The organism is Serratia sp. CY52157 (genome assembly GCF_052168495.1).
Classification (GTDB): Bacteria; Pseudomonadota; Gammaproteobacteria; order Enterobacterales; family Enterobacteriaceae; genus Serratia; species Serratia ureilytica.
The window spans coordinates 68,500-89,243 of sequence record NZ_JBJNMO010000010.1 but is presented as its reverse complement, the minus strand read 5'-3'; the positions used below and the strand labels follow the sequence as shown (position 1 = coordinate 89,243).

General features: G+C 59.9%; 22 protein-coding genes. 15 read left to right on the top strand and 7 right to left on the bottom strand.

The genetic code is table 11. The annotated features are described in order from the left end of the window. Positions 1–3: 3 nt before the first annotated feature. From hslU to rraA, 3 genes are all read left to right on the top strand, one after another. Positions 4–1,338: an HslU--HslV peptidase ATPase subunit gene (gene hslU, locus ACJ8IP_RS23490; protein WP_033645212.1), complete on the top strand. Its 1,335-nt coding sequence runs from the start codon at positions 4–6 to the stop codon at positions 1,336–1,338. A gap of 96 nt (positions 1,339–1,434) precedes the next feature. Further along, positions 1,435–2,352 (top strand): 1,4-dihydroxy-2-naphthoate polyprenyltransferase, encoded by a 918-nt coding sequence (locus tag ACJ8IP_RS23485; RefSeq protein ID WP_108682193.1) that lies wholly within the window; start codon positions 1,435–1,437, stop codon positions 2,350–2,352. Positions 2,353–2,427: 75 nt separating this feature from the next. After that, on the top strand, positions 2,428–2,913 hold the full coding sequence (gene rraA / locus ACJ8IP_RS23480; protein WP_004931090.1) for a ribonuclease E activity regulator RraA: 486 nt from the start codon (positions 2,428–2,430) through the stop codon (positions 2,911–2,913). Between the two features lie 60 nt (positions 2,914–2,973). On the opposite strand, the gene zapB is transcribed toward rraA, so the two are convergent. Continuing rightward, on the bottom strand, positions 2,974–3,213 hold the full coding sequence (zapB, locus tag ACJ8IP_RS23475) for a septal ring assembly protein ZapB (protein WP_004931092.1): 240 nt from the start codon (positions 3,211–3,213) through the stop codon (positions 2,974–2,976). Positions 3,214–3,737: 524 nt separating this feature from the next. Between zapB and ACJ8IP_RS23470 the strand changes: the two genes are divergently transcribed. The 3 genes from ACJ8IP_RS23470 (at position 3,738) to glpX (ending at position 7,274) form a co-directional block, all read left to right on the top strand. Then, positions 3,738–4,583, top strand: coding sequence for an MIP/aquaporin family protein (locus ACJ8IP_RS23470; RefSeq protein ID WP_004931095.1), 846 nt, complete (start codon positions 3,738–3,740; stop codon positions 4,581–4,583). 42 nt (positions 4,584–4,625) lie between these two features. Beyond that, entirely contained in the window at positions 4,626–6,134 is a 1,509-nt protein-coding gene (gene glpK / locus ACJ8IP_RS23465; protein WP_025304664.1) for a glycerol kinase GlpK, read from the top strand. A gap of 129 nt (positions 6,135–6,263) precedes the next feature. Further along, positions 6,264–7,274, top strand: a complete 1,011-nt coding sequence (glpX, locus tag ACJ8IP_RS23460) for a class II fructose-bisphosphatase (protein ID WP_072626426.1) — start codon at positions 6,264–6,266, stop codon at positions 7,272–7,274. Between the two features lie 194 nt (positions 7,275–7,468). Here glpX and emrD read toward each other — a convergent pair whose 3' ends face one another. Further along, entirely contained in the window at positions 7,469–8,653 is a 1,185-nt protein-coding gene (gene emrD, locus ACJ8IP_RS23455) for a multidrug efflux MFS transporter EmrD (protein ID WP_042785565.1), read from the bottom strand. A 298-nt stretch (positions 8,654–8,951) separates the two neighbouring features. Here emrD and ACJ8IP_RS23450 point away from each other — a divergent pair, with 298 nt between their 5' ends. Both ACJ8IP_RS23450 and fpr read left to right on the top strand, forming a co-directional pair. After that, the gene (locus tag ACJ8IP_RS23450; RefSeq protein ID WP_033631328.1) at positions 8,952–9,563 is read left to right on the top strand and encodes a helix-turn-helix transcriptional regulator; all 612 of its coding nucleotides are present in this window, start codon (positions 8,952–8,954) and stop codon (positions 9,561–9,563) included. Between the two features lie 3 nt (positions 9,564–9,566). Then, positions 9,567–10,313 (top strand): ferredoxin--NADP(+) reductase, encoded by a 747-nt coding sequence (gene fpr / locus ACJ8IP_RS23445; protein ID WP_089192410.1) that lies wholly within the window; start codon positions 9,567–9,569, stop codon positions 10,311–10,313. Between the two features lie 11 nt (positions 10,314–10,324). Here fpr and ACJ8IP_RS23440 read toward each other — a convergent pair whose 3' ends face one another. Further along, positions 10,325–10,744 (bottom strand): DUF805 domain-containing protein, encoded by a 420-nt coding sequence (locus tag ACJ8IP_RS23440; RefSeq protein ID WP_016929710.1) that lies wholly within the window; start codon positions 10,742–10,744, stop codon positions 10,325–10,327. Positions 10,745–10,943: 199 nt separating this feature from the next. Between ACJ8IP_RS23440 and ACJ8IP_RS23435 the strand changes: the two genes are divergently transcribed. Then, positions 10,944–11,528, top strand: coding sequence for a DUF1454 family protein (locus tag ACJ8IP_RS23435; protein ID WP_033652211.1), 585 nt, complete (start codon positions 10,944–10,946; stop codon positions 11,526–11,528). 127 nt (positions 11,529–11,655) lie between these two features. Next, the gene (gene tpiA, locus ACJ8IP_RS23430) at positions 11,656–12,423 is read left to right on the top strand and encodes a triose-phosphate isomerase (protein WP_033652212.1); all 768 of its coding nucleotides are present in this window, start codon (positions 11,656–11,658) and stop codon (positions 12,421–12,423) included. Positions 12,424–12,488: 65 nt separating this feature from the next. On the opposite strand, the gene ACJ8IP_RS23425 is transcribed toward tpiA, so the two are convergent. The 4 genes from ACJ8IP_RS23425 to cpxP form a co-directional block, all read right to left on the bottom strand. After that, positions 12,489–13,478 (bottom strand): sulfate ABC transporter substrate-binding protein, encoded by a 990-nt coding sequence (locus ACJ8IP_RS23425; protein ID WP_033645235.1) that lies wholly within the window; start codon positions 13,476–13,478, stop codon positions 12,489–12,491. A gap of 183 nt (positions 13,479–13,661) precedes the next feature. Beyond that, positions 13,662–14,624: a 6-phosphofructokinase gene (gene pfkA, locus ACJ8IP_RS23420; RefSeq protein WP_004931116.1), complete on the bottom strand. Its 963-nt coding sequence runs from the start codon at positions 14,622–14,624 to the stop codon at positions 13,662–13,664. Positions 14,625–14,855: 231 nt separating this feature from the next. Further along, positions 14,856–15,758, bottom strand: coding sequence for a CDF family cation-efflux transporter FieF (fieF, locus tag ACJ8IP_RS23415; RefSeq protein WP_442524532.1), 903 nt, complete (start codon positions 15,756–15,758; stop codon positions 14,856–14,858). Positions 15,759–15,889: 131 nt separating this feature from the next. Next, a complete protein-coding gene (cpxP, locus tag ACJ8IP_RS23410) occupies positions 15,890–16,369 on the bottom strand; it encodes a cell-envelope stress modulator CpxP (RefSeq protein WP_004931122.1) in 480 nt (159 codons plus the stop codon). A 148-nt stretch (positions 16,370–16,517) separates the two neighbouring features. On the opposite strand from cpxP, the gene cpxR reads away from it, so the two are divergent. The 5 genes from cpxR (at position 16,518) to ACJ8IP_RS23385 (ending at position 20,735) form a co-directional block, all read left to right on the top strand. After that, the gene (gene cpxR / locus ACJ8IP_RS23405; RefSeq protein ID WP_004931124.1) at positions 16,518–17,216 is read left to right on the top strand and encodes an envelope stress response regulator transcription factor CpxR; all 699 of its coding nucleotides are present in this window, start codon (positions 16,518–16,520) and stop codon (positions 17,214–17,216) included. Beyond that, complete coding sequence (cpxA, locus tag ACJ8IP_RS23400; protein ID WP_015379421.1) at positions 17,213–18,607, top strand: envelope stress sensor histidine kinase CpxA; 1,395 nt, start codon at positions 17,213–17,215, stop codon at positions 18,605–18,607. Before cpxR ends, cpxA begins: the two co-directional genes overlap by 4 nt. 43 nt (positions 18,608–18,650) lie before the next feature. Further along, positions 18,651–19,124 (top strand): tRNA (uridine(34)/cytosine(34)/5-carboxymethylaminomethyluridine(34)-2'-O)-methyltransferase TrmL, encoded by a 474-nt coding sequence (trmL, locus tag ACJ8IP_RS23395; RefSeq protein ID WP_033645205.1) that lies wholly within the window; start codon positions 18,651–18,653, stop codon positions 19,122–19,124. 61 nt (positions 19,125–19,185) lie between these two features. Next, positions 19,186–19,959: a CHAD domain-containing protein gene (locus ACJ8IP_RS23390; protein ID WP_164107322.1), complete on the top strand. Its 774-nt coding sequence runs from the start codon at positions 19,186–19,188 to the stop codon at positions 19,957–19,959. Positions 19,960–20,063: 104 nt separating this feature from the next. Then, the gene (locus ACJ8IP_RS23385; protein WP_033645203.1) at positions 20,064–20,735 is read left to right on the top strand and encodes a DUF3313 domain-containing protein; all 672 of its coding nucleotides are present in this window, start codon (positions 20,064–20,066) and stop codon (positions 20,733–20,735) included. The last annotated feature ends 9 nt before the right edge of the window (positions 20,736–20,744 follow it).

Below are 20,744 nucleotides of genomic sequence, written 5' to 3'. Positions count from 1 at the left end.
ACCATGTCTGAAATGACCCCGCGCGAGATCGTCAGCGAACTGGACAGCTATATCATTGGCCAAAACAAGGCCAAACGCGCTGTCGCCATTGCCCTGCGCAACCGCTGGCGCCGGATGCAGCTCAACGAGATGCTGCGTCACGAAGTGACCCCGAAAAACATTCTGATGATCGGCCCGACCGGCGTCGGTAAAACCGAAATCGCCCGCCGTCTGGCGAAGCTGGCCAACGCGCCATTCATCAAGGTTGAAGCCACCAAGTTCACCGAAGTGGGCTATGTGGGCAAAGAAGTGGACTCCATCATCCGCGATCTGACCGATGCCGCCATCAAAATGGTGCGCATGCAGTCGATCGAGAAAAATCGCACCCGTGCCGAAGAGTTGGCCGAAGAGCGCATTCTCGACGTGCTGATCCCGCCGGCCAAAAACAACTGGGGCCAGCCGGAAGAAGGCCAGGAACCGTCCGCCGCCCGCCAGGCATTCCGCAAGAAACTGCGCGAAGGCCAGCTGGATGACAAAGAGATCGAAATCGATCTGGCCGCCGCGCCGATGGGCGTGGAAATCATGGCGCCTCCGGGCATGGAGGAGATGACCAACCAGCTGCAGTCGATGTTCCAGAACCTCGGCGGCCAAAAGCAAAAACCGCGCAAACTGAAGATCAAAGAAGCCTTCAAGCTGCTGGTGGAAGAAGAAGCCGCCAAGCTGGTGAACCCGGAAGAGCTGAAAGAGCAGGCGATCGAAGCGGTTGAGCAGCACGGCATCGTGTTTATCGATGAGATCGACAAAATCTGTAAGCGCGGCGGCCAAAGCTCCGGCCCGGACGTTTCCCGCGAAGGCGTGCAGCGCGATCTGCTGCCGCTGGTGGAAGGGTGCACCGTGTCCACCAAGCACGGCATGGTGAAAACCGACCACATTCTGTTCATCGCTTCCGGCGCGTTCCAGACCGCCAATCCGTCGGATCTGATCCCGGAACTGCAGGGCCGTCTGCCGATCCGCGTTGAGCTGCAGGCGCTGACCACCGAAGACTTCGAGCGCATCCTGACCGAGCCGAGCGCGTCGCTGACCGAACAGTACAAAGCGCTGATGGGCACCGAAGGCGTCAATATCGAGTTCACCGCCGACGGCATCCGCCGCATCGCCGAAGCCGCGTGGCAGGTCAACGAAAGCACCGAGAACATCGGCGCGCGTCGTCTGCACACCGTGCTGGAGCGTCTGATGGAAGATATTTCCTACGATGCGAGTGAAATTAATGGCCAATCCATTACAATTGATGCGGATTACGTGCGCAGTCATCTGGATGAACTGGTGGCGGATGAAGATTTGAGTCGTTTTATCCTATAATCGCTCAATCATTGTCTTGTCAGTCATCTGTGTGGGAGGCATTGCCTCCCACAATTATTTCTAACGGACACCGCAACTTACTGACAGAAGCGAAACATGAGCTCATCAACCTCCACCACCCCGATTTCCGCCTGGCTCGAAAGTCTACGCCCCCGCACCCTGCCGTTGGCCTTTGCCTCCATCGTGGTCGGCTCGGCGATCGCCGCCTGGCACGGCAGCCTGAAACCTGAAGTGGCGCTGCTGGCGCTGGTGACCGCCGGTCTGCTGCAGATCCTCTCCAACCTGGCGAATGACTACGGCGATGCGGTCAAAGGCAGCGACAAAGAAGATCGCATCGGGCCGTTGCGCGGCATGCAAAAGGGCATGATCACCCAGGCGCAGATGAAACGGGCGCTGGTGGTGACGGTAGTGCTGATCGCCCTCGCCGGCTGTTCGCTGATCGCCGTCGCCTGCGAGCAACCCAGCGACGTGGTGGGCTTCCTGGTGCTGGGCGGGCTGTCTATCGTGGCGGCCATCACCTACACCGTCGGCAACAAACCCTACGGGTATTTGGGGCTGGGCGACATCTCGGTGCTGGTGTTCTTCGGCTGGCTGAGCGTGGCCGGCACCTACTATTTGCAGACGCACACCTTCGACAGCGTCGTGATGCTACCGGCTACCGCCTGCGGCCTGCTGGCGACGGCGGTACTCAACATCAACAATCTGCGCGATATCGAAAGCGATCGCGAAAACGGCAAGAATACGCTGGCGGTGCGTCTCGGCCCGCACAAGGCGCGCATTTACCACGCCCTGCTGCTCGGCGGCGCGGTGCTGTGTTTCGCGCTGTTCACGCTGTTCAACCTCCACAGCCCGTGGGGTTGGCTGTTCGTGCTGGCGATCCCGCTGCTGGTGCGCCACGGCCTGCGCGTGCTGCGCGATCCGACGCCGGTCGGCATGCGGCCGATGCTGGAGCATATGGTCAAGGCGGCGTTGCTGGCCAACCTGCTGTTCGCCATCGGCGTGGCGCTCAGTTAAAAACTGATGATTTTGCCAACAGGGCGAATAAAGGGATATACTGAACATTCCTGCGGCAAACAGACGTAAAATCCTATGAAATACGATACTTCCGAACTTTGCGACATCTATCATGAAGAGGTGAACGTTGTTGAACCTCTGTTCTCCAATTTTGGCGGGCGTACTTCATTTGGCGGGCAGATCACCACGGTGAAATGCTTTGAGGATAACGGCCTGTTATTCGATCTGCTTGAAGAAAACGGTCGCGGCCGCGTGCTGTTGGTCGATGGCGGCGGTTCGGTACGCCGGGCGCTGATCAACGCCGAACTGGCGCGCCTGGCCGCCCAGAACGAATGGGAAGGCATCGTGGTGTACGGCGCGGTGCGCCAGGTGGACGATCTGGAAGAGCTCGACATCGGCATTCAGGCGATGGCGGCGATCCCGGCGGGTGCCGTAAGCGAAGGCGTGGGCGAAAGCGATATCCGCGTCAACTTCGGTGGCGTCACCTTCTTCTCCGGCGACCACCTGTATGCCGACAACACCGGCATCATCCTCTCCGAAGACCCGCTCGACATCGAGTGATTTTCGGACATGAAAAAGGGCGCCTCAGGCGCCCTTTTCGTTGCTGCATGGCGTAAGGAATCAAACCTCTTCCATTTTGCCCAGCAGCGCGCGCAGGCGATCTTGCCATACGTGCTGTTCTTCTTTCAGCTGTTGGTTTTCGCGCACCAGCGCTTCGTGGTTGCCGGAGGCAGCCTGAACTTCCTGCGACAGAGAGTTGTTTTTGTCTTTCAGCTCTTCAATTTCCATCTGCAACAAGGTGATGGTATCAATCGCCTGCTGTACTTTTGCTTCCAGTTTCTCAAATACTTCAAATGACATGCTTCAGTCCCCTCATGATAGCAAGGCGTACATCTATAAGTAGCGGCCGCAACGTCGGCTGCAGCTACTGCGAATATTGCATCGCGCTCAGTGACGCGCGCCGTTACGGAAGGCGCGCCAGTCTCGATTCGTTAAAAACGATTGTAAGTAGCCAGTCTCCGCCTGTCTAGCAACATACCGGATCATCGCGCAGTCTGTTGCAATTTTCCTGCCCTCGCCATCAGTAAAAACTGAAAATCCCCGCCGCCGCCGCCGCGAGTTGTTAACGCCCCTCGCCAAACCACTGGTCAGATCACACTTTTATGGCTCAGAAAGAACACTGAACGACGCGAAATCGCTCAATTTTATGACGCGCCACACACATTTTGATTTCGCTATTTCTCGTTTATGTTCGTTAACGATAAATTTACATCACGTCCTCATTCAATAATTGGACGAGATGAAAAAAACTGTGCCCATAGGTCAGATGTATACCTGGCTGAGCCTATAAACCAACAACCGCCGTTTTGCAGGACACCAACATTATGAGCCAAACCACCAGTCCGACATTAAAAGGCCAGTGCATCGCCGAGTTCCTCGGCACGGCGCTGCTGATCTTCTTTGGCGTAGGCTGCGTTGCCGCACTGAAACTAGCGGGCGCCAGCTTCGGCCAGTGGGAAATCAGCATCATTTGGGGCCTCGGCGTCGCCATGGCCATCTATCTGACCGCCGCCATTTCCGGCGCGCATCTCAACCCGGCGGTCACCCTCGCCCTGTGGCTGTTCGCCTGCTTCGACGGGCGCAAAGTGGTGCCTTACATCATTGCGCAGATCGCCGGCGCCTTCTGCGCCGCCGCCCTGGTCTACGGGCTGTACTACAACCTGTTCTTCGACTTCGAAGCGGCTCACCATATGGTGCGCGGCAGCAACGAAAGCCTTGAACTGGCCGGCATCTTCTCGACTTACCCTAACGCGCACATCTCCGTCGGCCAGGCATTCCTGGTAGAAATGGTGATCGCTGCGATCCTGATGTGCCTGATCCTGGCGCTGACCGACGACGGCAACGGCATTCCGCGCGGCCCGCTGGCGCCGCTGCTGATCGGTATTCTGATTGCCGTGATCGGCGCCTCCATGGGACCATTGACCGGCTTTGCGTTGAACCCGGCGCGTGACTTCGGGCCGAAACTGTTCGCCTACCTGGCCGGCTGGGGCAAAGTCGCCTTCACCGGCGCGCGCGACATCCCGTACTTCCTGGTGCCGATCTTCGCCCCTATCGTCGGCTGTGGCCTGGGCGCTTTCGGTTACCGCGCGCTGATTGGCCGCCACCTGCCGTGCGACGTCTGCGTGACGGAAGAAGAGCCCGACGCCAAGACCCAGCAGCGTAAAGCGTGATGGGTGCAGTTTTAAACGGTTAACAACAGCAGGATAATTACCATGACTGTAGAAAAAAAATACATTGTCGCACTCGACCAAGGGACCACCAGCTCACGCGCCGTCGTGCTCGATCACGACGCCAACATCGTTGCGGTATCGCAACGCGAATTCCCGCAGATCTATCCAAAGGCCGGCTGGGTTGAGCATGACCCGATGGAGATCTGGGCGTCGCAAAGCTCGACGCTGGTAGAAGTGCTGGCGAAGGCCGACATCAATTCCGATCAGATCGCCGGCATCGGCATCACCAACCAGCGCGAAACCACCATCGTCTGGGAAAAAGAGACCGGCAAGCCGGTCTACAACGCCATCGTCTGGCAGTGCCGCCGCACCGCCGACATCTGCGAGAAGCTCAAGCGCGACGGCCTGGAAGAGTACATCCGTCACAACACCGGCCTGGTGGTTGACCCCTACTTCTCCGGCACCAAGGTGAAATGGATCCTGGACAACGTCGAAGGCGCCCGCGAGCGCGCCAAGCGCGGCGAACTGCTGTTCGGCACCGTCGATACCTGGCTGGTGTGGAAGATGACCCAGGGGCGCGTACACGTCACCGATTACACCAATGCCTCACGCACCATGATGTTCAACATCCACGAGCTGGACTGGGACGAACGCATGCTGGAAGTGCTGGACATTCCGCGCGCCATGCTGCCGAAAGTCCGTCCTTCCTCCGAGGTATACGGCCAGACCAACATCGGCGGCAAGGGCGGCACGCGTATTCCTATCGCCGGTATCGCCGGCGACCAGCAAGCGGCATTGTACGGCCAGCTGTGCGTTCAACCGGGCATGGCGAAGAACACCTACGGCACCGGCTGCTTCCTGCTGATGAACACCGGCAAAGAAGCGGTGCGCTCGAAAAACGGTTTGCTGACCACCATCGCCTGCGGCCCGCGCGGCGAAGTGAACTATGCGCTGGAAGGCGCGGTGTTCATCGGCGGTGCGTCTATCCAGTGGCTGCGCGACGAGCTGAAACTGATCAGCGACGCCGCCGACTCCGAATATTTCGCCACCAAGGTGAAAGACAGCAACGGCGTCTATGTGGTGCCGGCCTTCACCGGCCTGGGCGCGCCCTACTGGGATCCGTATGCCCGCGGCGCCATCTTCGGCCTGACCCGCGGCGCCAACAGCAACCACATCATCCGCGCCACGCTGGAATCCATCGCCTTCCAGACGCGCGACGTGCTGGACGCCATGCAGGCCGACGCCAACACCCGCCTGCAATCGCTGCGCGTGGACGGCGGCGCGGTCGCCAACAACTTCCTGATGCAGTTCCAGTCCGATATCCTCGGCACCCGCGTAGAGCGCCCTGAAGTGCGTGAATCGACGGCGTTGGGCGCCGCGTTCCTGGCGGGCCTGGCCATCGGCTACTGGAACGATCTGGATGAAGTGAAGAGCAAAGCGGTGATTGAGCGTGAATTCCGCCCAAGCATCGAAACCACCGAACGCAACTACCGCTACAGCGGCTGGAAAAAAGCGGTGGCTCGCGCGCAGGCATGGGAAGATCACGATTAAACCCAGCCTTGCCGTTACCCCCAAATTGCGCTGCCTGCGGGCGGCGCTTTTTTTTGCCCCGCCCCGCCGCCGCCGCGCTGTGATAGACTTTGCCGATATTTTCTTCCCTTTCTCACAGACAGGTTTGCCATGAAACGTGAATTAGCCATCGAATTTTCCCGCGTTACCGAAGCCGCCGCGCTGGCGGGCTACAAATGGCTGGGACGCGGCGACAAGAACGCCGCCGACGGCGCGGCGGTCCACGCCATGCGCATCATGCTCAACAAGGTGGATATCGATGGCCGCATCGTGATTGGCGAAGGCGAGATCGACGAAGCGCCGATGCTGTATATCGGCGAGCAGGTCGGCAGCGGCCAGGGCGACGCGGTCGACATCGCGGTCGATCCGATCGAGGGCACCCGCATGACCGCCATGGGCCAGTCCAACGCGCTGGCGGTCTTGGCGGTGGGCGATCGCGGCACCTTCCTGCACGCGCCGGACATGTACATGGAGAAGCTGGTGGTCGGCCCGGCGGCGCGCGGCGCCATCGATCTCAATCTGCCGCTGGCGGAGAACCTGCGGAACGTCGCCGAACGACTGGGCAAACCGCTGTCGCAGCTGACGGTCATCGTGTTGGCCAAACCGCGCCACGACGGCGTCATCGCGCAGATGCAGCAGTTGGGCGTGCGGGTGTTCGCCATTCCTGACGGCGATGTGGCGGCCTCCATTCTCACCTGCATGCCGGAAAGCGAGGTCGATGTGATGTATGGCATCGGCGGCGCGCCGGAAGGGGTGATCTCCGCCGCGGTGATCCGCGCGCTGGACGGCGACATGCAGGCGCGTTTGCTGGCGCGCCATGAAGTGAAAGGCGACAGCCCCGAGAACCGCCGCCTCGGCGAGCAGGAGCTGGCGCGCTGCCGTGAGATGGGCATCGAGGCCGGTCAGGTCTTGCGCCTGGACCAGATGGCGCGCAACGACAACGTCATCTTCTCCGCCACCGGCATCACCAAGGGCGATTTGCTGGAGGGCATCAGCCGCAAGGGCAACATGGCCACGACCGAAACGTTACTGATCCGCGGCAAGTCGCGCACCCTTCGCCGTATCCGTTCGACCCACTATCTGGATCGCAAAGACCCGGCGCTGCACGAGTTTCTGCTGTAACGAAACAGGGCGCCGAATGGCGCCCTGATGATTGATGACAAACCTCATGCCCTTGCCGGGTTGACAGAGAGCAGCAAATAGAAAACAAGGAAAATCAATTCATTGATTTTCGGCTGATCCCCGCAAAGGGGGGAAAAACCACGCTTTTTCTCCCCTTTGTCAACGGTATGAGGGCGCCGAATGGCGCCCTGTCGTTATGCGGTGTGTCCCTGATGCTGCATCCGGTTGGACAGCGGCCACCAGCACAGCAGGATCAGCACCGCCATCGCGAACATCAGCAAGCCGAGGCTGAACTGCCCGGTTTGCGGCAGCATGGCGGAAAGCCAGGTCGCCAGACCGGAGCCCATGTTCTGCATGCCGCCCACCAACGCGCCCGCCGCGCCGGCCAGGTAAGGGAACGGCTCCATCGCCCCGGTGGTCGCCAGCGGGAACAGCATGCCGGCGCCGAAGAAGAACAATGCAGCCGGCACGATCAGCGTCCAGATGTTCATTACGCCGAACCAGCCCGGGATCCACATCATCGCTCCCGCCAGCAGACAGCTCAGCACCGAATGCCACATCAGCGTATGGAAGGTCTTGCCGTCGCGCCCGGCGTACCAGGCGCCGAAAAACGCCGCCGGGATCGGCAGAATGAACAGGATGCTGACGGTCAGGCCGCTCAGCCCCAACACACCGCCCATCAACACGCCGCAGCTGGCTTCAAATACCGCAATCCCCGCCAGCGCGCCGATCAGCATCACCAGATAGCAACTGAAGGTGCTGTCGCTCAGCAGCTGGCGGAAACTGGCCAGCATGCGGCGTTTTTCTGTCTGGACCGGACGGGTCTCCGGCAGCCAGCGGAACATCGCGAAGGCGACGCAGGCGCACAGCGCCAGCAGGAAGGCGTAACAGGCTCGCCAGCCGAACACCATCGCCAGCGCGCCGCCGATCACCGGCGCCAACAGCGGGCTGACCAAAATCCCCATATTCAGCAGGCTGTTGGCATAGCGCAGCGCGGTGCCGGCATACAGATCGCGCGGCATGGTGCGCGCCATCACGCCCGCCACGCCGGTGCCCATGCCCTGGATGGCGCTGGCGGCGACCAGCATCGTCAGGTTGGTGGACAGCAGCGCGCCCAGCGCCCCCACCAGGAAGATCATCATGCCGGTCAGGATCACCGGACGACGCCCGATACGATCCGATATCGGCCCGTAAATCAGCTGGGAGAAACCGTAGGTCAGCAAATACGCCGCCATCACCCGCTGCACGGCGCCGGTGCGCACCGACAGATCGTGAGCGATGTCAGCAATAACGGGAACATAAATGGTTTGCGCCATCTGGCCGACGGCGACCAACAGGATAAGCATCACCAGCAGGTGAAAGTTCTCTAGTTTTCTCATTATCTTCGTTAACGTTTCAACTCGTCACAGCGTCCCGGTATGGCCGTTGCAGCAGCCAGAACGGCGAGCAGCCCTCTATGGCGGCATAAGCTAATCAAATCTGATTTTTTTAGCGAGTTTCAGACAAATATTGATCCAGGTCACACTGGCAGCAAACCCGACCAGGCTCGTAAATTAAACTGTACGTCTAACGCTTTGGGGGTAAAAATTAGCGCGTTTGCAGTAGCTGCGCTTTAGCATTTAATCGATAATTATTTTCATCAACTTGAAATAAAATAACACCATAGGGATTTGGTTCATGAAAACACCTGAGCTGATTTTATTGCAGTTAAAGGCTCTCGGCCCGCACTCCGCCAAAATGCTGGCGGAGCGTCTGGACATCACGCCGATGGGCATCCGACAACATCTGCAATCCCTGGAAAAACGTGAGCTGGTTTGTTACGAAGAAGCGCGCAGCAAGGTCGGCCGCCCGACGCGCTACTGGTCGCTGACCGAGCGGGGGCACGCCTACACGGCCGACGATCAGGAGCGACTGCGGGAATCCGCGCTGCAGCTGTTTGGCGGCGCCGGCGTGGAACCGTTGCTCATCGCGCGCGAAGAGCAGCTTTATCTGCGCTATGCCGAAGAGCTGTCCGCCGAGCGCAGCCATCAGGATCGGCTAACCCGCCTGGTTCGCCTGCGGCAACACGACGGTTACATGGCCGAATTGCTCGATCATCCGCACGGTGCGCTGCTGGTGGAAAACCACTGTCCGATCGGCGTGGCCGGTTCCAACTGCAGCAGCCTGTGCAATTCCGAGCTGCAGCTGTTTCACCGGCTGTTCGGCAACGACTACCGGGTAGAGCGCACCGCGCACGCCATTTCCGGCTCACGACATTGTGCTTATTTGATTCGACCACGGGAGCTTTAGAGTATGGCTGAATGGGTAAACGGCAAGGTTACGCAGGTAAAACAATGGACCGACGGGCTGTTCAGCCTGGTGGTCAATGCCCCCATCGATCCTTTCACCGCCGGGCAATTCGCCAAGCTGGCGCTGGAGATCGACGGTGAACGGGTGCAGCGCGCCTACTCCTACGTCAATGCCCCCGATGACGCCAACCTGGAGTTCTATCTGGTCACGGTGCCGGAAGGCAAACTGAGCCCACGCCTCAATCAGCTGCGGCCGGGATCGGACCTGATGGTGACCAAAGAAGCCGCCGGCTTCTTCGTGCTGGACGAGGTGCCCGACTGCGACACTCTGTGGATGCTGGCGACCGGCACCGCCATTGGCCCCTATTTATCGATTCTGCAGCAAGGCACCGGCCTCGAGCGCTTTAACAACCTGGTGCTGGTGCACGCCGCGCGTTTTGCGCGCGACCTGAGCTACCTGCCGCTGATGCAGCAACTGCAGCAACGCTACAACGGCAAGCTGCGCATCCAGACCGTCGTCAGCCGTGAAGAGACGCCCGGCTCACTGACCGGCCGCGTGCCGGCGCTGATCGAGGACGGCCGACTGGAAGCGGCGATCGGCTTGACCATCGACGCCGAAACCAGCCACGTGATGCTGTGCGGCAACCCGCAAATGGTGCGAGATACGCAGCAAACGCTGAAAGACCAACGCCAGATGCGCAAGCACCTGCGCCGCAAGCCGGGCCATATCACCAGCGAACACTACTGGTAACCCGGCGGGGATCAGCGGAACTTCACCGGTTCGGCTTCCGGGCCGAACCGATTGTCTCCCGGCGTGCCGACGAAGGCGCCCAAATCGATCATCATCATCACGATAATCAGCGTCGGAATGAAACGCCCGACGCCCCATTGCCAGATCGGTGCCAGCATCTGCCAGTTCCCCGCCGCCAGCATCCACGCCAGGATCAGCAGCAGCGCCCACCAGCCGGCCTTGTTGCGATCGTGCAGGCGCTTGACCAGCACCGCCGCCGTCGGCCACAGCAGCGCCACGATAAAGAAAGCGATGGATTGGATGGCGATCAGCTGATAGTTGGCCAGCGTAAACGCCGCCGCCATCAGCACCAGCCACAGCCCCATCCAGATCCAGAAGTCGCGCCGCCCGATGCGGCCCTTAAAAGAAAAACACCACTGTTGTAACGTCATCGATTCCTGCGCTCTAAGCCTGCCCATATTCTGCGCCGCAGTGTAACATAGGCGCTGCCGGGCCGAGTTTTCCGCCTCGCATAACGCGGCGCGCCGCACAGCTTTCTCGTCAGCGAACCGATAATGGCGTGGGATCTTTGACAAGGCCTGCGGGTTATCGCTTTAATCGGAGCCATCTTTGTCCTTGATGCCATACGCCATGCTGAGAAAAACCCTCGCCATCGCCTGCCTGCTGCAGGCCGCCGCCAGCGCCTGGGCCGAACCGCCCGCCGCCGAAGCGAAACCGACCGCGCCTTACCTGCTGGCCGGCGCGCCGACGTTCGACCTGACGGTGATTAAATTCCGTGAAAAGTACAACCGCGATAACCCGAAGCTGCCGATTGGCGAATTCCGCGCCATTCCCGCCGCCGAAGACGATTCGCCGCTGCTGACACGCGCCGCCAGTAAACTCAACGAAAACCTGTACGCCTCCACCGCACTGGAGAAAGGTACCGGTAAAATCAAAACGTTGCAGATCACACATCTGCCGCTGCAGCAGGCCAATGAAGAAAAAGCCGCGCGCACCATCGCCATCAACTACATGGCGGCGCTGATGCGTCAGTTCGAACCGGCGCTGACGGTGGAACAGAGTCAGAACAAGGTGAACAGCCTGCTGGAAAAAGGCAAAGGATCGCGTTTTTACCAACAGCAGGTCGGCGCCATTCGCTATGTCGTCTCGGACAACGGCGATAAAGGGGTCACCTTCGCGGTTGAACCGATTAAGCTGGCGCTTTCCGAGCCGTAACGGCGCGGCATTTAATGACGAAAAGCAAAGCCTTCGCGCTTAATGATCTCTATACTGTTGGGCAGGTAAACTGCCGGTCCGGCAGTTGTCATTTCGACTCTCGCGTTCCCTAGTTGGAGGAAAAAACATGCGTCATCCATTAGTTATGGGTAACTGGAAGCTTAACGGCAGCACCCACATGGTCAACGAACTGATCGCCGGTCTGCGCAGTGAGCTGAGCAGCGTTGACGGCTGTGGCGTCGCCATCGCCCCGCCGGTGATGTATCTGGATCAGGCCAAGCACGCGCTGGCCGGCAGCCGCATCGCGCTGGGCGCGCAGAACGTGGACGTTAACCTGTCCGGCGCCTTCACCGGTGAAGTTTCCGCCAACATGCTGAAAGACGTCGGCGCTCAGTACATCATCATCGGCCACTCCGAGCGTCGCACCTACCACAAAGAAAGCGACGAAGTGATCGCCGAGAAATTCGCCGTGCTGAAAGAAGCCGGTCTGATCCCGGTGCTGTGCATCGGTGAAACCGAAGCGGAAAACGCAGCGGGCAAAACCGAAGAAGTGTGCGCGCGCCAGATCGACGCCGTACTGAAAACGCTGGGCGCACCGGCGATGAAAGGCACCGTGATCGCCTATGAGCCGGTCTGGGCCATCGGTACCGGCAAATCCGCCACCCCTGCGCAAGCGCAGGCCGTGCACAAATTTATCCGCGATCACATCGCCAAACACGATGCCGCGGTCGCCGCTGAAATCATCATCCAGTACGGCGGTTCGGTGAACGACAAGAACGCCGCAGAGCTGTTCTCCCAGCCGGATATCGACGGCGCGCTGGTGGGCGGCGCCTCGCTGAAAGCCGACGCTTTCGCCGTGATCGTCAAGGCCGCTGCCGCAGCGAAAAAAGCCTGATTGTCTTAGGCTTGTCATAAAAAAACCCCGGCTTGCCGGGGTTTTTTATTGCCGCTCGAACGGGATCAGCGTTTGCTTATCTCGTCGAAGACGCCGCCGGTGGCGAAATGCACCTTCTGCGCTTCGGTCCAACCGCCGAAGGTGTCATCCACGGTGAACAGCTTCAGCTGCGGGAACTGGCCGGCGAACTTGGCCGCCACCGCCGCATCGCGCGGGCGATAATAGTGCTGCGCCGCGATAGTCTGCCCTTCCGGCGAATACAGATACTTCAGGTAGGCGGTCGCCACGTCGCGGGTGCCGCGTTTATCGACCACCTTATCCACCACCGACACCGTCGGTTCGGCCAGAATCGATTCGCTCGGGGTGATTATCTCGAACTTGTCTTTGCCCAGCTCTTTCTCCGCCAGCAGCGCTTCGTTTTCCCAGGCGATCAGCACGTCGCCGATGCCGCGCTCAACGAAGGTGTTGGTCGAGCCGCGCGCGCCGGAATCCAGCACTTCTACGTTCTTGTACAGGTCTTTGACGAACGCCTGCGCCTTGGCCTTATCGTTGTTGTTGTGATGCAACGCGTAGCCCCAGGCGGCGAGGTAGTTCCAGCGGGCGCCGCCGGAGGTTTTCGGATTCGGGGTGATCACCGACACGCCCGGCTTGATCAAGTCAGGCCAGTCATGAATTTGTTTCGGGTTGCCTTTGCGCACCAGGAAGACGATGGTCGACGTGTAAGGCGCCGAGTTGTCCGGCAGGCGTTTTATCCAGTCTTTCTCAATGCGCCCGCGTTCGGCGATGGCGTCGACGTCATAGGCCAACGCCAGCGTCACCACGTCGGCCTCGATGCCGTTGATCACCGAAGTCGCCTGTTTGCCGGAGCCGCCGTGCGACTGACGCACCGTCACCTTGTCGCCGGTTTCCGCCTGGTAGTGCTTGCTGAATGCCGTGTTGTAAGCCTGATAGAACTCACGCGTCGGATCGTATGACACGTTCAGCAACTGAATATCCTTCGCCATGGCGCCGGACGCCAACAGCACCAATGTCAGACCTACACCCCATTTACGCATCGACAGGCTCTCCCAGAAAATTAACGCAACCTCAATCGGTTGATTTAGCATCAGAGCCTGCCAGAAACTTTCCCGGCAATTAAAGAATAAAAAATTTTGGGCTAGATGATTCTGGAATATGTCACCGGCGAGCATAAAAAAGCCCCCGCAAGCGGAGGCTTTCGGCGCGCGGTGAGCGGCGAATCAGTACAGCTTTTTCGCCGTTTCCAGCCAGTCGCCCTTGAACGGACGCTTCATGTTTTCGATCGCGTCGATGATGTCGTGATGCACCATCTTTTCGTTCTGGATACCGACGCAGCGGCCGCCGTAACCCTGCAGCAGCAGTTCGATGGCGTAGGCGCCCATGCGCGAGGCCAGGATGCGGTCATAGGCGACCGGTGAACCGCCGCGTTGAATGTGGCCCAGCACGGTAGCGCGGGTTTCACGCTTGGTTTCCTGCTCGATGTGGCGCGCCAACTCATCGATGTCGCAGATGTGCTCGGTGATCGCTACGATGGCGTGCTTTTTGCCCTTGGCGATACCGGCCTTGATTTCGCACACCAGATCTTCGCGATTGAATTCGATTTCAGGCAGCACGATGAATTCGCAGCCGCCGGCAATCGCCGCCGCCAGCGTCAGATCGCCGCAGTAACGGCCCATCACTTCCACGATAGAGATGCGCTGGTGCGACGAGGAGGTATCGCGCAGGCGGTCGATCGCTTCCACCACGGTTTCCAGCGCGGTGAAGTAACCGATGGTGTAGTCGGTACCGGCGACATCGTTATCGATGGTGCCTGGCAGGCCGATGCACGGGAAGCCTTCTTCCGTCAGGCGTTTGGCGCCCATGTAGGAACCGTCGCCGCCGATCACCACCAGCGCGTCGATACCGCGATTCTTCAGGTTTTCAATCGCCTTGGCGCGCACGTTTTCATCCCTGAATTCCGGGAAGCGGGCAGAGCCGAGGAAGGTGCCGCCGCGATTGATCATGTCGGACACGCTATAGCGGTCCAGCTGCTCCATGCGATCTTCGTACAAGCCAAGGTAGCCATCGTAAATACCAAAAACTTCCAGACCTTCTGAAAGCGCAGAACGCACAACGCCGCGGATTGCAGCGTTCATACCCGGCGAATCACCGCCGCTCGTCAGTACACCGATTTTCTTGATCATGACTACCTCTGAACTGTGTAGATGCAATTTCTTAAGAATTCTGTCTCCGCCGATCGTCTTGAAACCTCTCCGGCTGCAGAAAACCAGCTTTACGGCTTATTGCTGGATATTATATCAAAAACACCCAGCTGAATTGATTCAAGTCACGCAATATAACGGTTAAAACACCGCATGGCACGCTGAGCTAACTCAGATATTCATGATAATACGTTGCGCTATGCCTCTATATGATTATAGCTCCCAATGCCCCTGCCTACCCGGCGGCACCACGGAGCACGGATCCAGGTGAATGATGACGTCCGCCCCTGCAAAACGTTGCCGCAGGGCTTGTTCCACCTGATCGGCCAACCGGTGCGCCTCGCGCAGCGGCAGCGTGTCCTCCATCTCCAGATGCAGCTGGATGAAACGCGTCGGCCCCGACTGACGCGTGCGCAGATCGTGTGCGCCTTTCACGCCGGGCCAGGAGGAAACCACGGCGATAATCGCCTGGCGCTCGTCATCCGGCAACGCCCGATCCAACAGCGACTGCACCGCTTCATAGCCCATGCGCAACGCGCTATAGAGGATGTAAACGCCGATGCCCAGCGCGAACAACGCATCCGCCCGTTGGAAGCCGTACCAGCTTAGCCCAAGAGCGATAAGAATAGCACCATTCATCATGACATCTGACTGATAATGCAGCATATCTGCGCGTACGGCCTGACTGCGCGTTTTTCTGACCACCCAGCGTTGATAGGTGACCAGAATCAGCGTGCTGACCAACGCGATCACCGTCACCACGACCCCGACGCCGGGATCGCGCAGCGTTTGCGGCGCATACAAGTGCTGGAAGCCGGTGAGGAACAAAAACAGGGCGGAGCCGGAAATAAACATGCTCTGCGCCAGCGCCGCCAGCGATTCCGCTTTACCGTGGCCGAAGGTGTGCTCGGCATCGGCCGGCTGTAGCGAATAGCGCACCACCAGAAGGTTGGTCAGCGAGGCGGCGATATCGACCAACGAATCCACCAGCGCCGCCAACAGGCTGACCGAACCGGTGTGGTACCAGGCGACGATTTTGATCAACAGCAGCGGCGACGCCAGCGCGGTTGCGGCCAACGCGGCGGACTTTACCAGGCGTGCATAGCGCTGTTCCATAAGGGGCCCCGGCCAAAAGGTGTGGCGCTCAATATAGCGAAATGTCGGATAAAAAAAACCCCGCCATCATGGCGGGGAAGACAGGGATGGTGTCTATGGCAAGGAAAAACAGGGGACTACTCAGTCGTACTTCACTTCTGGGCAGAAGCTTGCTGCAAACCAGAAATTTGTTGCTCCATCTGCTGCATGCGCTGCTGATGTTTCTGGTCTAAAACACTTTTTTGCTCTGGCGTCAGCAGGTTATACATTTGGTTGCGCACCCGGGCCATTTCGACCTGGCGCTTGACCTGCTGTTGGGCCATCTTTTCCGCCTGGGCGTACACGGCGGCTTCGTCAAATTTCTCTGCGGTCACCAGTTTATGCATGGCTTCCATTTCAGCTACATTGACACCAGGCAGATCGTGCCGGGCCTGGCGCATCAAATCGCGCATTTGCTGGCGCTGCTGTTCGCTGAGGCTGACACCGTCGAACATATGGTGCTGGCCGGGTATTCGGGTCATCGCGTCGTTGCCGGGAGGTTGGGCTGTGTCCGGTATAGTGTCGGCAGCGAAGGCAGCGGTCGAACCAATTGCCAGCAGTGATGCCATAACTAATGCGGTCACCTTACGCATTTCAACTCCTCAAGCTTTCTCACTTTGCGAATCAACGAGGAGCAGTGTACCGCCACACCTGAAAACCTGCGTCAGTGCATGTAAAACTACGTAAAGTCATGGAATGGCAACAGTTGATGACGTATTTTGCGTCTGGAGGTAAATCATAATGAACAAGATTCTGTTAGTTGACGACGACCGCGAGTTGACCTCGCTGTTAAAAGAACTGCTTGAAATGGAAGGTTTTAATATCGTCGTCGCGCACGATGGCGAGCAGGCGTTGTCGCTGCTGGACAGCTCCGTCGATCTGCTGCTGCTCGACATCATGATGCCGAAGAAAAACGGCATCGATACGCTGAAAGAACTGCGCCAACATCACCAAACGCCGGTCATCATGCTGACCGCGCGCGGCAGCGAGCTGGACCGCGTGCTGGGCCTGGAGCTGGGCGCCGATGATTACCTGCCGAAACCCTTCAACGATCGCGAGCTGGTCGCGCGCATTCGCGCCATTCTGCGCCGTTCTAACTGGAGCGAACAGCAGCAACAGGTCGACAGCGGCGCCCCGACGCTGGATGTCGATGGCCTGCAGCTGAACCCCGGCCGCCAGGAGGCCAGCTTCGACGGCCAGGTGCTGGATCTGACCGGCACCGAGTTCACCCTGCTGTATCTGCTGGCGCAGCATCTCGGCCAGGTGGTGTCGCGCGAACTGCTGAGCCAGGAAGTGCTGGGCAAACGCCTGACTCCGTTCGATCGCGCTATCGACATGCACATCTCCAACCTGCGGCGTAAGCTGCCGGATCGCAAAGACGGGCATCCGTGGTTCAAAACCCTGCGCGGGCGTGGTTATTTGATGGTATCTGCAACATGATCAACAGTTTGACGGCACGCATCTTCGCCATTTTCTGGTTCACGTTAGCCCTGGTGCTAATGCTGGTGCTGATGGTGCCCAAGCTCGACTCCCGCCAAATGACCTCGCTGCTCGACAGCGAGCAGCGGCAGGGGTTGATGCTGGAACAGCACGTCGAGGCCGAGCTGCAAAACGATCCGGCCAACGATCTGATGTGGTGGCGCCGCCTGTTCCGCGCCATCGACAAATGGGCACCGCCGGGCCAACGCCTGCTGCTGGTCACCAGCGAAGGCCGGGTGATCGGCGCGCAGCGCAACGAAATGCAGATAGTCCGCAACTTCATCGGCCAATCCGATAACTCGGATCATCCGAAGAAGAAAAAATACGGCCGCGTCGAGCTGGTCGGGCCGTTCGCGGTGCGCGACGGCGAAGACAACTACCAGCTGTACCTGATCCGTCCCGCCAACAGCCCGCAATCCGATTTCATCAACCTGATGTTCGACCGGCCGCTGCTGCTGCTGATCGTCACCATGCTGATCAGCGCCCCGCTGCTGCTGTGGCTGGCCTGGAGCCTGGCGAAGCCGGCGCGCAAGCTGAAGAACGCCGCCGATGACGTGGCGCGCGGCAACCTGAAGCAGCATCCGGAGCTGGAGGCCGGTCCGCAGGAGTTCCTGGCTACCGGTGCCAGCTTCAACCAAATGGTCAGCGCGCTGGAGCGCATGATGAACGCGCAGCAGCGGCTGATCTCGGACATCTCGCACGAGCTGCGCACGCCGCTGACTCGCCTGCAGTTGGCCACCGCGCTGATGCGCCGCCGCCACGGCGAAGGCCACGAACTGGCGCGCATCGAAACCGAAGCGCAGCGGCTGGATTCGATGATCAACGATCTGCTGGCGCTGTCGCGCGGGCAGCAGAAGGGCGAGCTGGCGCGCGAGCAGCTGAAGGCCAACGAACTGTGGGCCGACGTGCTGGACAACGCCCGTTTCGAAGCGGAACAGATGGGCAAGCAGCTGGAGATCGCTGCGCCGCCCGGTCCGTGGACGCTGTTCGGCAACGCGAGCGCGCTGGACAGCGCGTTGGAAAACATCGTGCGAAACGCCCTGCGTTATTCGCACACCCGCATCGCCGTGGCGTTCAGCGCCGACAATCAGGGCGTGACCATCCAGGTTGACGACGACGGCCCCGGCGTCAGCGCCGAAGATCGCGAGCAGATTTTCCGCCCGTTCTACCGCACCGATGAGGCGCGCGACCGTGAGTCCGGCGGCACCGGCCTTGGTCTGGCGATCGTCGAGGCGGCGGTCAATCAGCATCGCGGCTGGGTGAAGGCCGAAGACAGCCCGCTTGGCGGTCTGCGGCTGGTGCTGTGGCTGCCGCTGCATCATCAACGCCTATCGTCTAAGACAGAACAGTAAGAGTTTGCTATCCTGCGCCCCTCGTTCACGAGGGGCCTGCAACATGCTGAACATCGTTTTATTTGAACCCGAGATTCCACCCAATACCGGCAATATCATCCGCCTGTGCGCCAATACCGGCTTTAATCTGCATCTGATCGAACCGCTGGGTTTTCCGTGGGACGACAAGCGTCTGCGCCGCGCCGGGCTGGATTACCATGAGTTCACCCGCGTCCACCGTCATGCCGACTACGCCGCTTTTCTCGCCGCCGAGGATCCGCAACGGCTGTTTGCTCTCACGACCAAAGGCACGCCGGCGCACAGCGCCGTCAGCTATCAGGCCGGCGACTACCTGCTGTTCGGCCCGGAAACGCGCGGGTTGCCCGCCGACATCCTCGATGCGCTGCCCGCGCAGCAAAAAATCCGCATCCCGATGCAGGCGCAAAGCCGCAGCATGAACCTGTCGAATGCCGTCGCGGTGGTGGTTTATGAAGCCTGGCGGCAGCTGGACTATGCCGGCGCGCTGATCAAGGCGTAATCCGCAACGACGCGCCATACTGAAGGAGGCATCGTTGCGATGCTCTCTCCAGGAACGGCACATGGCTTTCGTCGAGGATATTGTCACCCCGCTTCGCCGGCTCGAGTCGGCGCTGAACGAGGCGCTACAGCGGCTGCAACAGGCGCCGGACAGCGAAGCGCTGCACGATTTGCGCGTCAGTCTGCGCCGTATCCGCAGCCTGCTGCGCCCGTTGCACGGTTGCCCCGGCGCAACGCGGCTCGATCGGGCCGCCGCCCAGTTGGGCAGGCTCACGACGCCGCTGCGCGATCTCGAGGTGCTGATCGCTGAACTGGCGCACCATCATCTGGATTGGCAGGCCAACGTGCGCCAGAGCGATTTTCAGGCCCGCTGCCGCCAACTGCTCGCCAACCCGCAGCTCATCAGCTTCCCTTCGCTATTGCACGCCTGGCCGCACCGCTTTCGCCGCACCGCGCAACGCGCCGCCAAACACCGTGTGAACCGACGCCTGCAGCGCCAGCAGCGGCAATTGCGCCGAGCGTTGGCTGATACCGGCTACGATCGCCACCGTCTGCGGCTGCTGGTTAAACGCCTGCGTTACGCGGCCGAAGCCTACCCGCAACGCCTTTCCCTTTCTCCCGCCGCGATAGAGAGCCTGAAAGCGGCGCAAAATGCCCTCGGTGATTGGCACGATCGGGAGGTTTGGTGCCTGCAAGCCGAACATCAGGCGGATCTCTGGCCATTGTTGCCACAGTGGCAAGCTGAGCTACGCCTGACGCGGGCCAGAGCGGATGCCTCACTCGCCGCCTTATCACCGGCGCTGGCGACAAAAACCGGCGGCGCATCACGATCCTGAAAAAAGGCCGCGACAGGGCACGCCCGGCCCCGAAAATGCCCGCTACGCCGCAGATAATGCGCTATGTTTTGTAAGGGTAATCACCACTCATCATAGGAAACCACATGAAAAAACAACGCTTGAGCGTTGCCATGGCCGTTCTGGCAGCGGGCCTGTTGCTGGCGGGCTGTTCGTCCAAAGTCACCCAAACGTCGCAATATTCGGGCTTCTTGTCCGATTACAGCAAACTGCAGGAAACCACCTCGCCCAGCGGTCATAAAACGCTGCGCTGGGTAGATCCGAGTTACAAGGAATCCAACTATCGCGGCATCTATTTCCAACCGGTGGTCTATTTCCCGGCGGAGAAACCCACGGCGCGCGTCAGCCAGGACACGTTGAACAAGATTAAGGCCTACGCGACCCAGCGGATCAAAACCGCGCTGCAGAACCGCTTTACCATTCTGCCAAGCCCGGCGGGCTCGCGCGTGCTGGTGGCCAAACTCGCCATCACCGCCGTTTCGGCCGAAAACGAAGACATGAAGTTCTATGAGGTGGTGCCGGTCGCTGCGGTGGTAGCCAGCACCATGGCGGCTACCGGGCACCGGACGCAAAATACCGCGCTGTATATCGAAGGCGAGTTGATCGACCAGGATACCGGTAAAACGGTGATGGAAGTGGTGCGCAAGGCCTACGGTAAAACCGTCAACAACGACAGCACGCCGGTCACGGCGGATGACGTCAAGGCGGCGATCGACGATATCGTTACCGATATCACCCAGTTCCCGAAACAGGGCTGACCGCCGCTT

Coding starts and splice junctions, on each gene's coding strand:
- ACJ8IP_RS23385 (WP_033645203.1), top strand. CDS start 20,064: ATGAAAAAACAACGCTTGAGCGTTGCCATGGCCGTTCTGGCAGCGGGC.
- ACJ8IP_RS23390 (WP_164107322.1), top strand. CDS start 19,186: ATGGCTTTCGTCGAGGATATTGTCACCCCGCTTCGCCGGCTCGAGTCG.
- cpxP (WP_004931122.1), bottom strand. CDS start 16,369: ATGCGTAAGGTGACCGCATTAGTTATGGCATCACTGCTGGCAATTGGT.
- fieF (WP_442524532.1), bottom strand. CDS start 15,758: ATGGAACAGCGCTATGCACGCCTGGTAAAGTCCGCCGCGTTGGCCGCA.
- ACJ8IP_RS23440 (WP_016929710.1), bottom strand. CDS start 10,744: ATGACGTTACAACAGTGGTGTTTTTCTTTTAAGGGCCGCATCGGGCGG.
- ACJ8IP_RS23435 (WP_033652211.1), top strand. CDS start 10,944: ATGCTGAGAAAAACCCTCGCCATCGCCTGCCTGCTGCAGGCCGCCGCC.
- ACJ8IP_RS23485 (WP_108682193.1), top strand. CDS start 1,435: ATGAGCTCATCAACCTCCACCACCCCGATTTCCGCCTGGCTCGAAAGT.
- cpxA (WP_015379421.1), top strand. CDS start 17,213: ATGATCAACAGTTTGACGGCACGCATCTTCGCCATTTTCTGGTTCACG.
- ACJ8IP_RS23425 (WP_033645235.1), bottom strand. CDS start 13,478: ATGCGTAAATGGGGTGTAGGTCTGACATTGGTGCTGTTGGCGTCCGGC.
- fpr (WP_089192410.1), top strand. CDS start 9,567: ATGGCTGAATGGGTAAACGGCAAGGTTACGCAGGTAAAACAATGGACC.
- emrD (WP_042785565.1), bottom strand. CDS start 8,653: ATGAGAAAACTAGAGAACTTTCACCTGCTGGTGATGCTTATCCTGTTG.
- cpxR (WP_004931124.1), top strand. CDS start 16,518: ATGAACAAGATTCTGTTAGTTGACGACGACCGCGAGTTGACCTCGCTG.
- ACJ8IP_RS23470 (WP_004931095.1), top strand. CDS start 3,738: ATGAGCCAAACCACCAGTCCGACATTAAAAGGCCAGTGCATCGCCGAG.
- rraA (WP_004931090.1), top strand. CDS start 2,428: ATGAAATACGATACTTCCGAACTTTGCGACATCTATCATGAAGAGGTG.
- zapB (WP_004931092.1), bottom strand. CDS start 3,213: ATGTCATTTGAAGTATTTGAGAAACTGGAAGCAAAAGTACAGCAGGCG.
- glpX (WP_072626426.1), top strand. CDS start 6,264: ATGAAACGTGAATTAGCCATCGAATTTTCCCGCGTTACCGAAGCCGCC.
- glpK (WP_025304664.1), top strand. CDS start 4,626: ATGACTGTAGAAAAAAAATACATTGTCGCACTCGACCAAGGGACCACC.
- trmL (WP_033645205.1), top strand. CDS start 18,651: ATGCTGAACATCGTTTTATTTGAACCCGAGATTCCACCCAATACCGGC.
- pfkA (WP_004931116.1), bottom strand. CDS start 14,624: ATGATCAAGAAAATCGGTGTACTGACGAGCGGCGGTGATTCGCCGGGT.
- tpiA (WP_033652212.1), top strand. CDS start 11,656: ATGCGTCATCCATTAGTTATGGGTAACTGGAAGCTTAACGGCAGCACC.
- hslU (WP_033645212.1), top strand. CDS start 4: ATGTCTGAAATGACCCCGCGCGAGATCGTCAGCGAACTGGACAGCTAT.
- ACJ8IP_RS23450 (WP_033631328.1), top strand. CDS start 8,952: ATGAAAACACCTGAGCTGATTTTATTGCAGTTAAAGGCTCTCGGCCCG.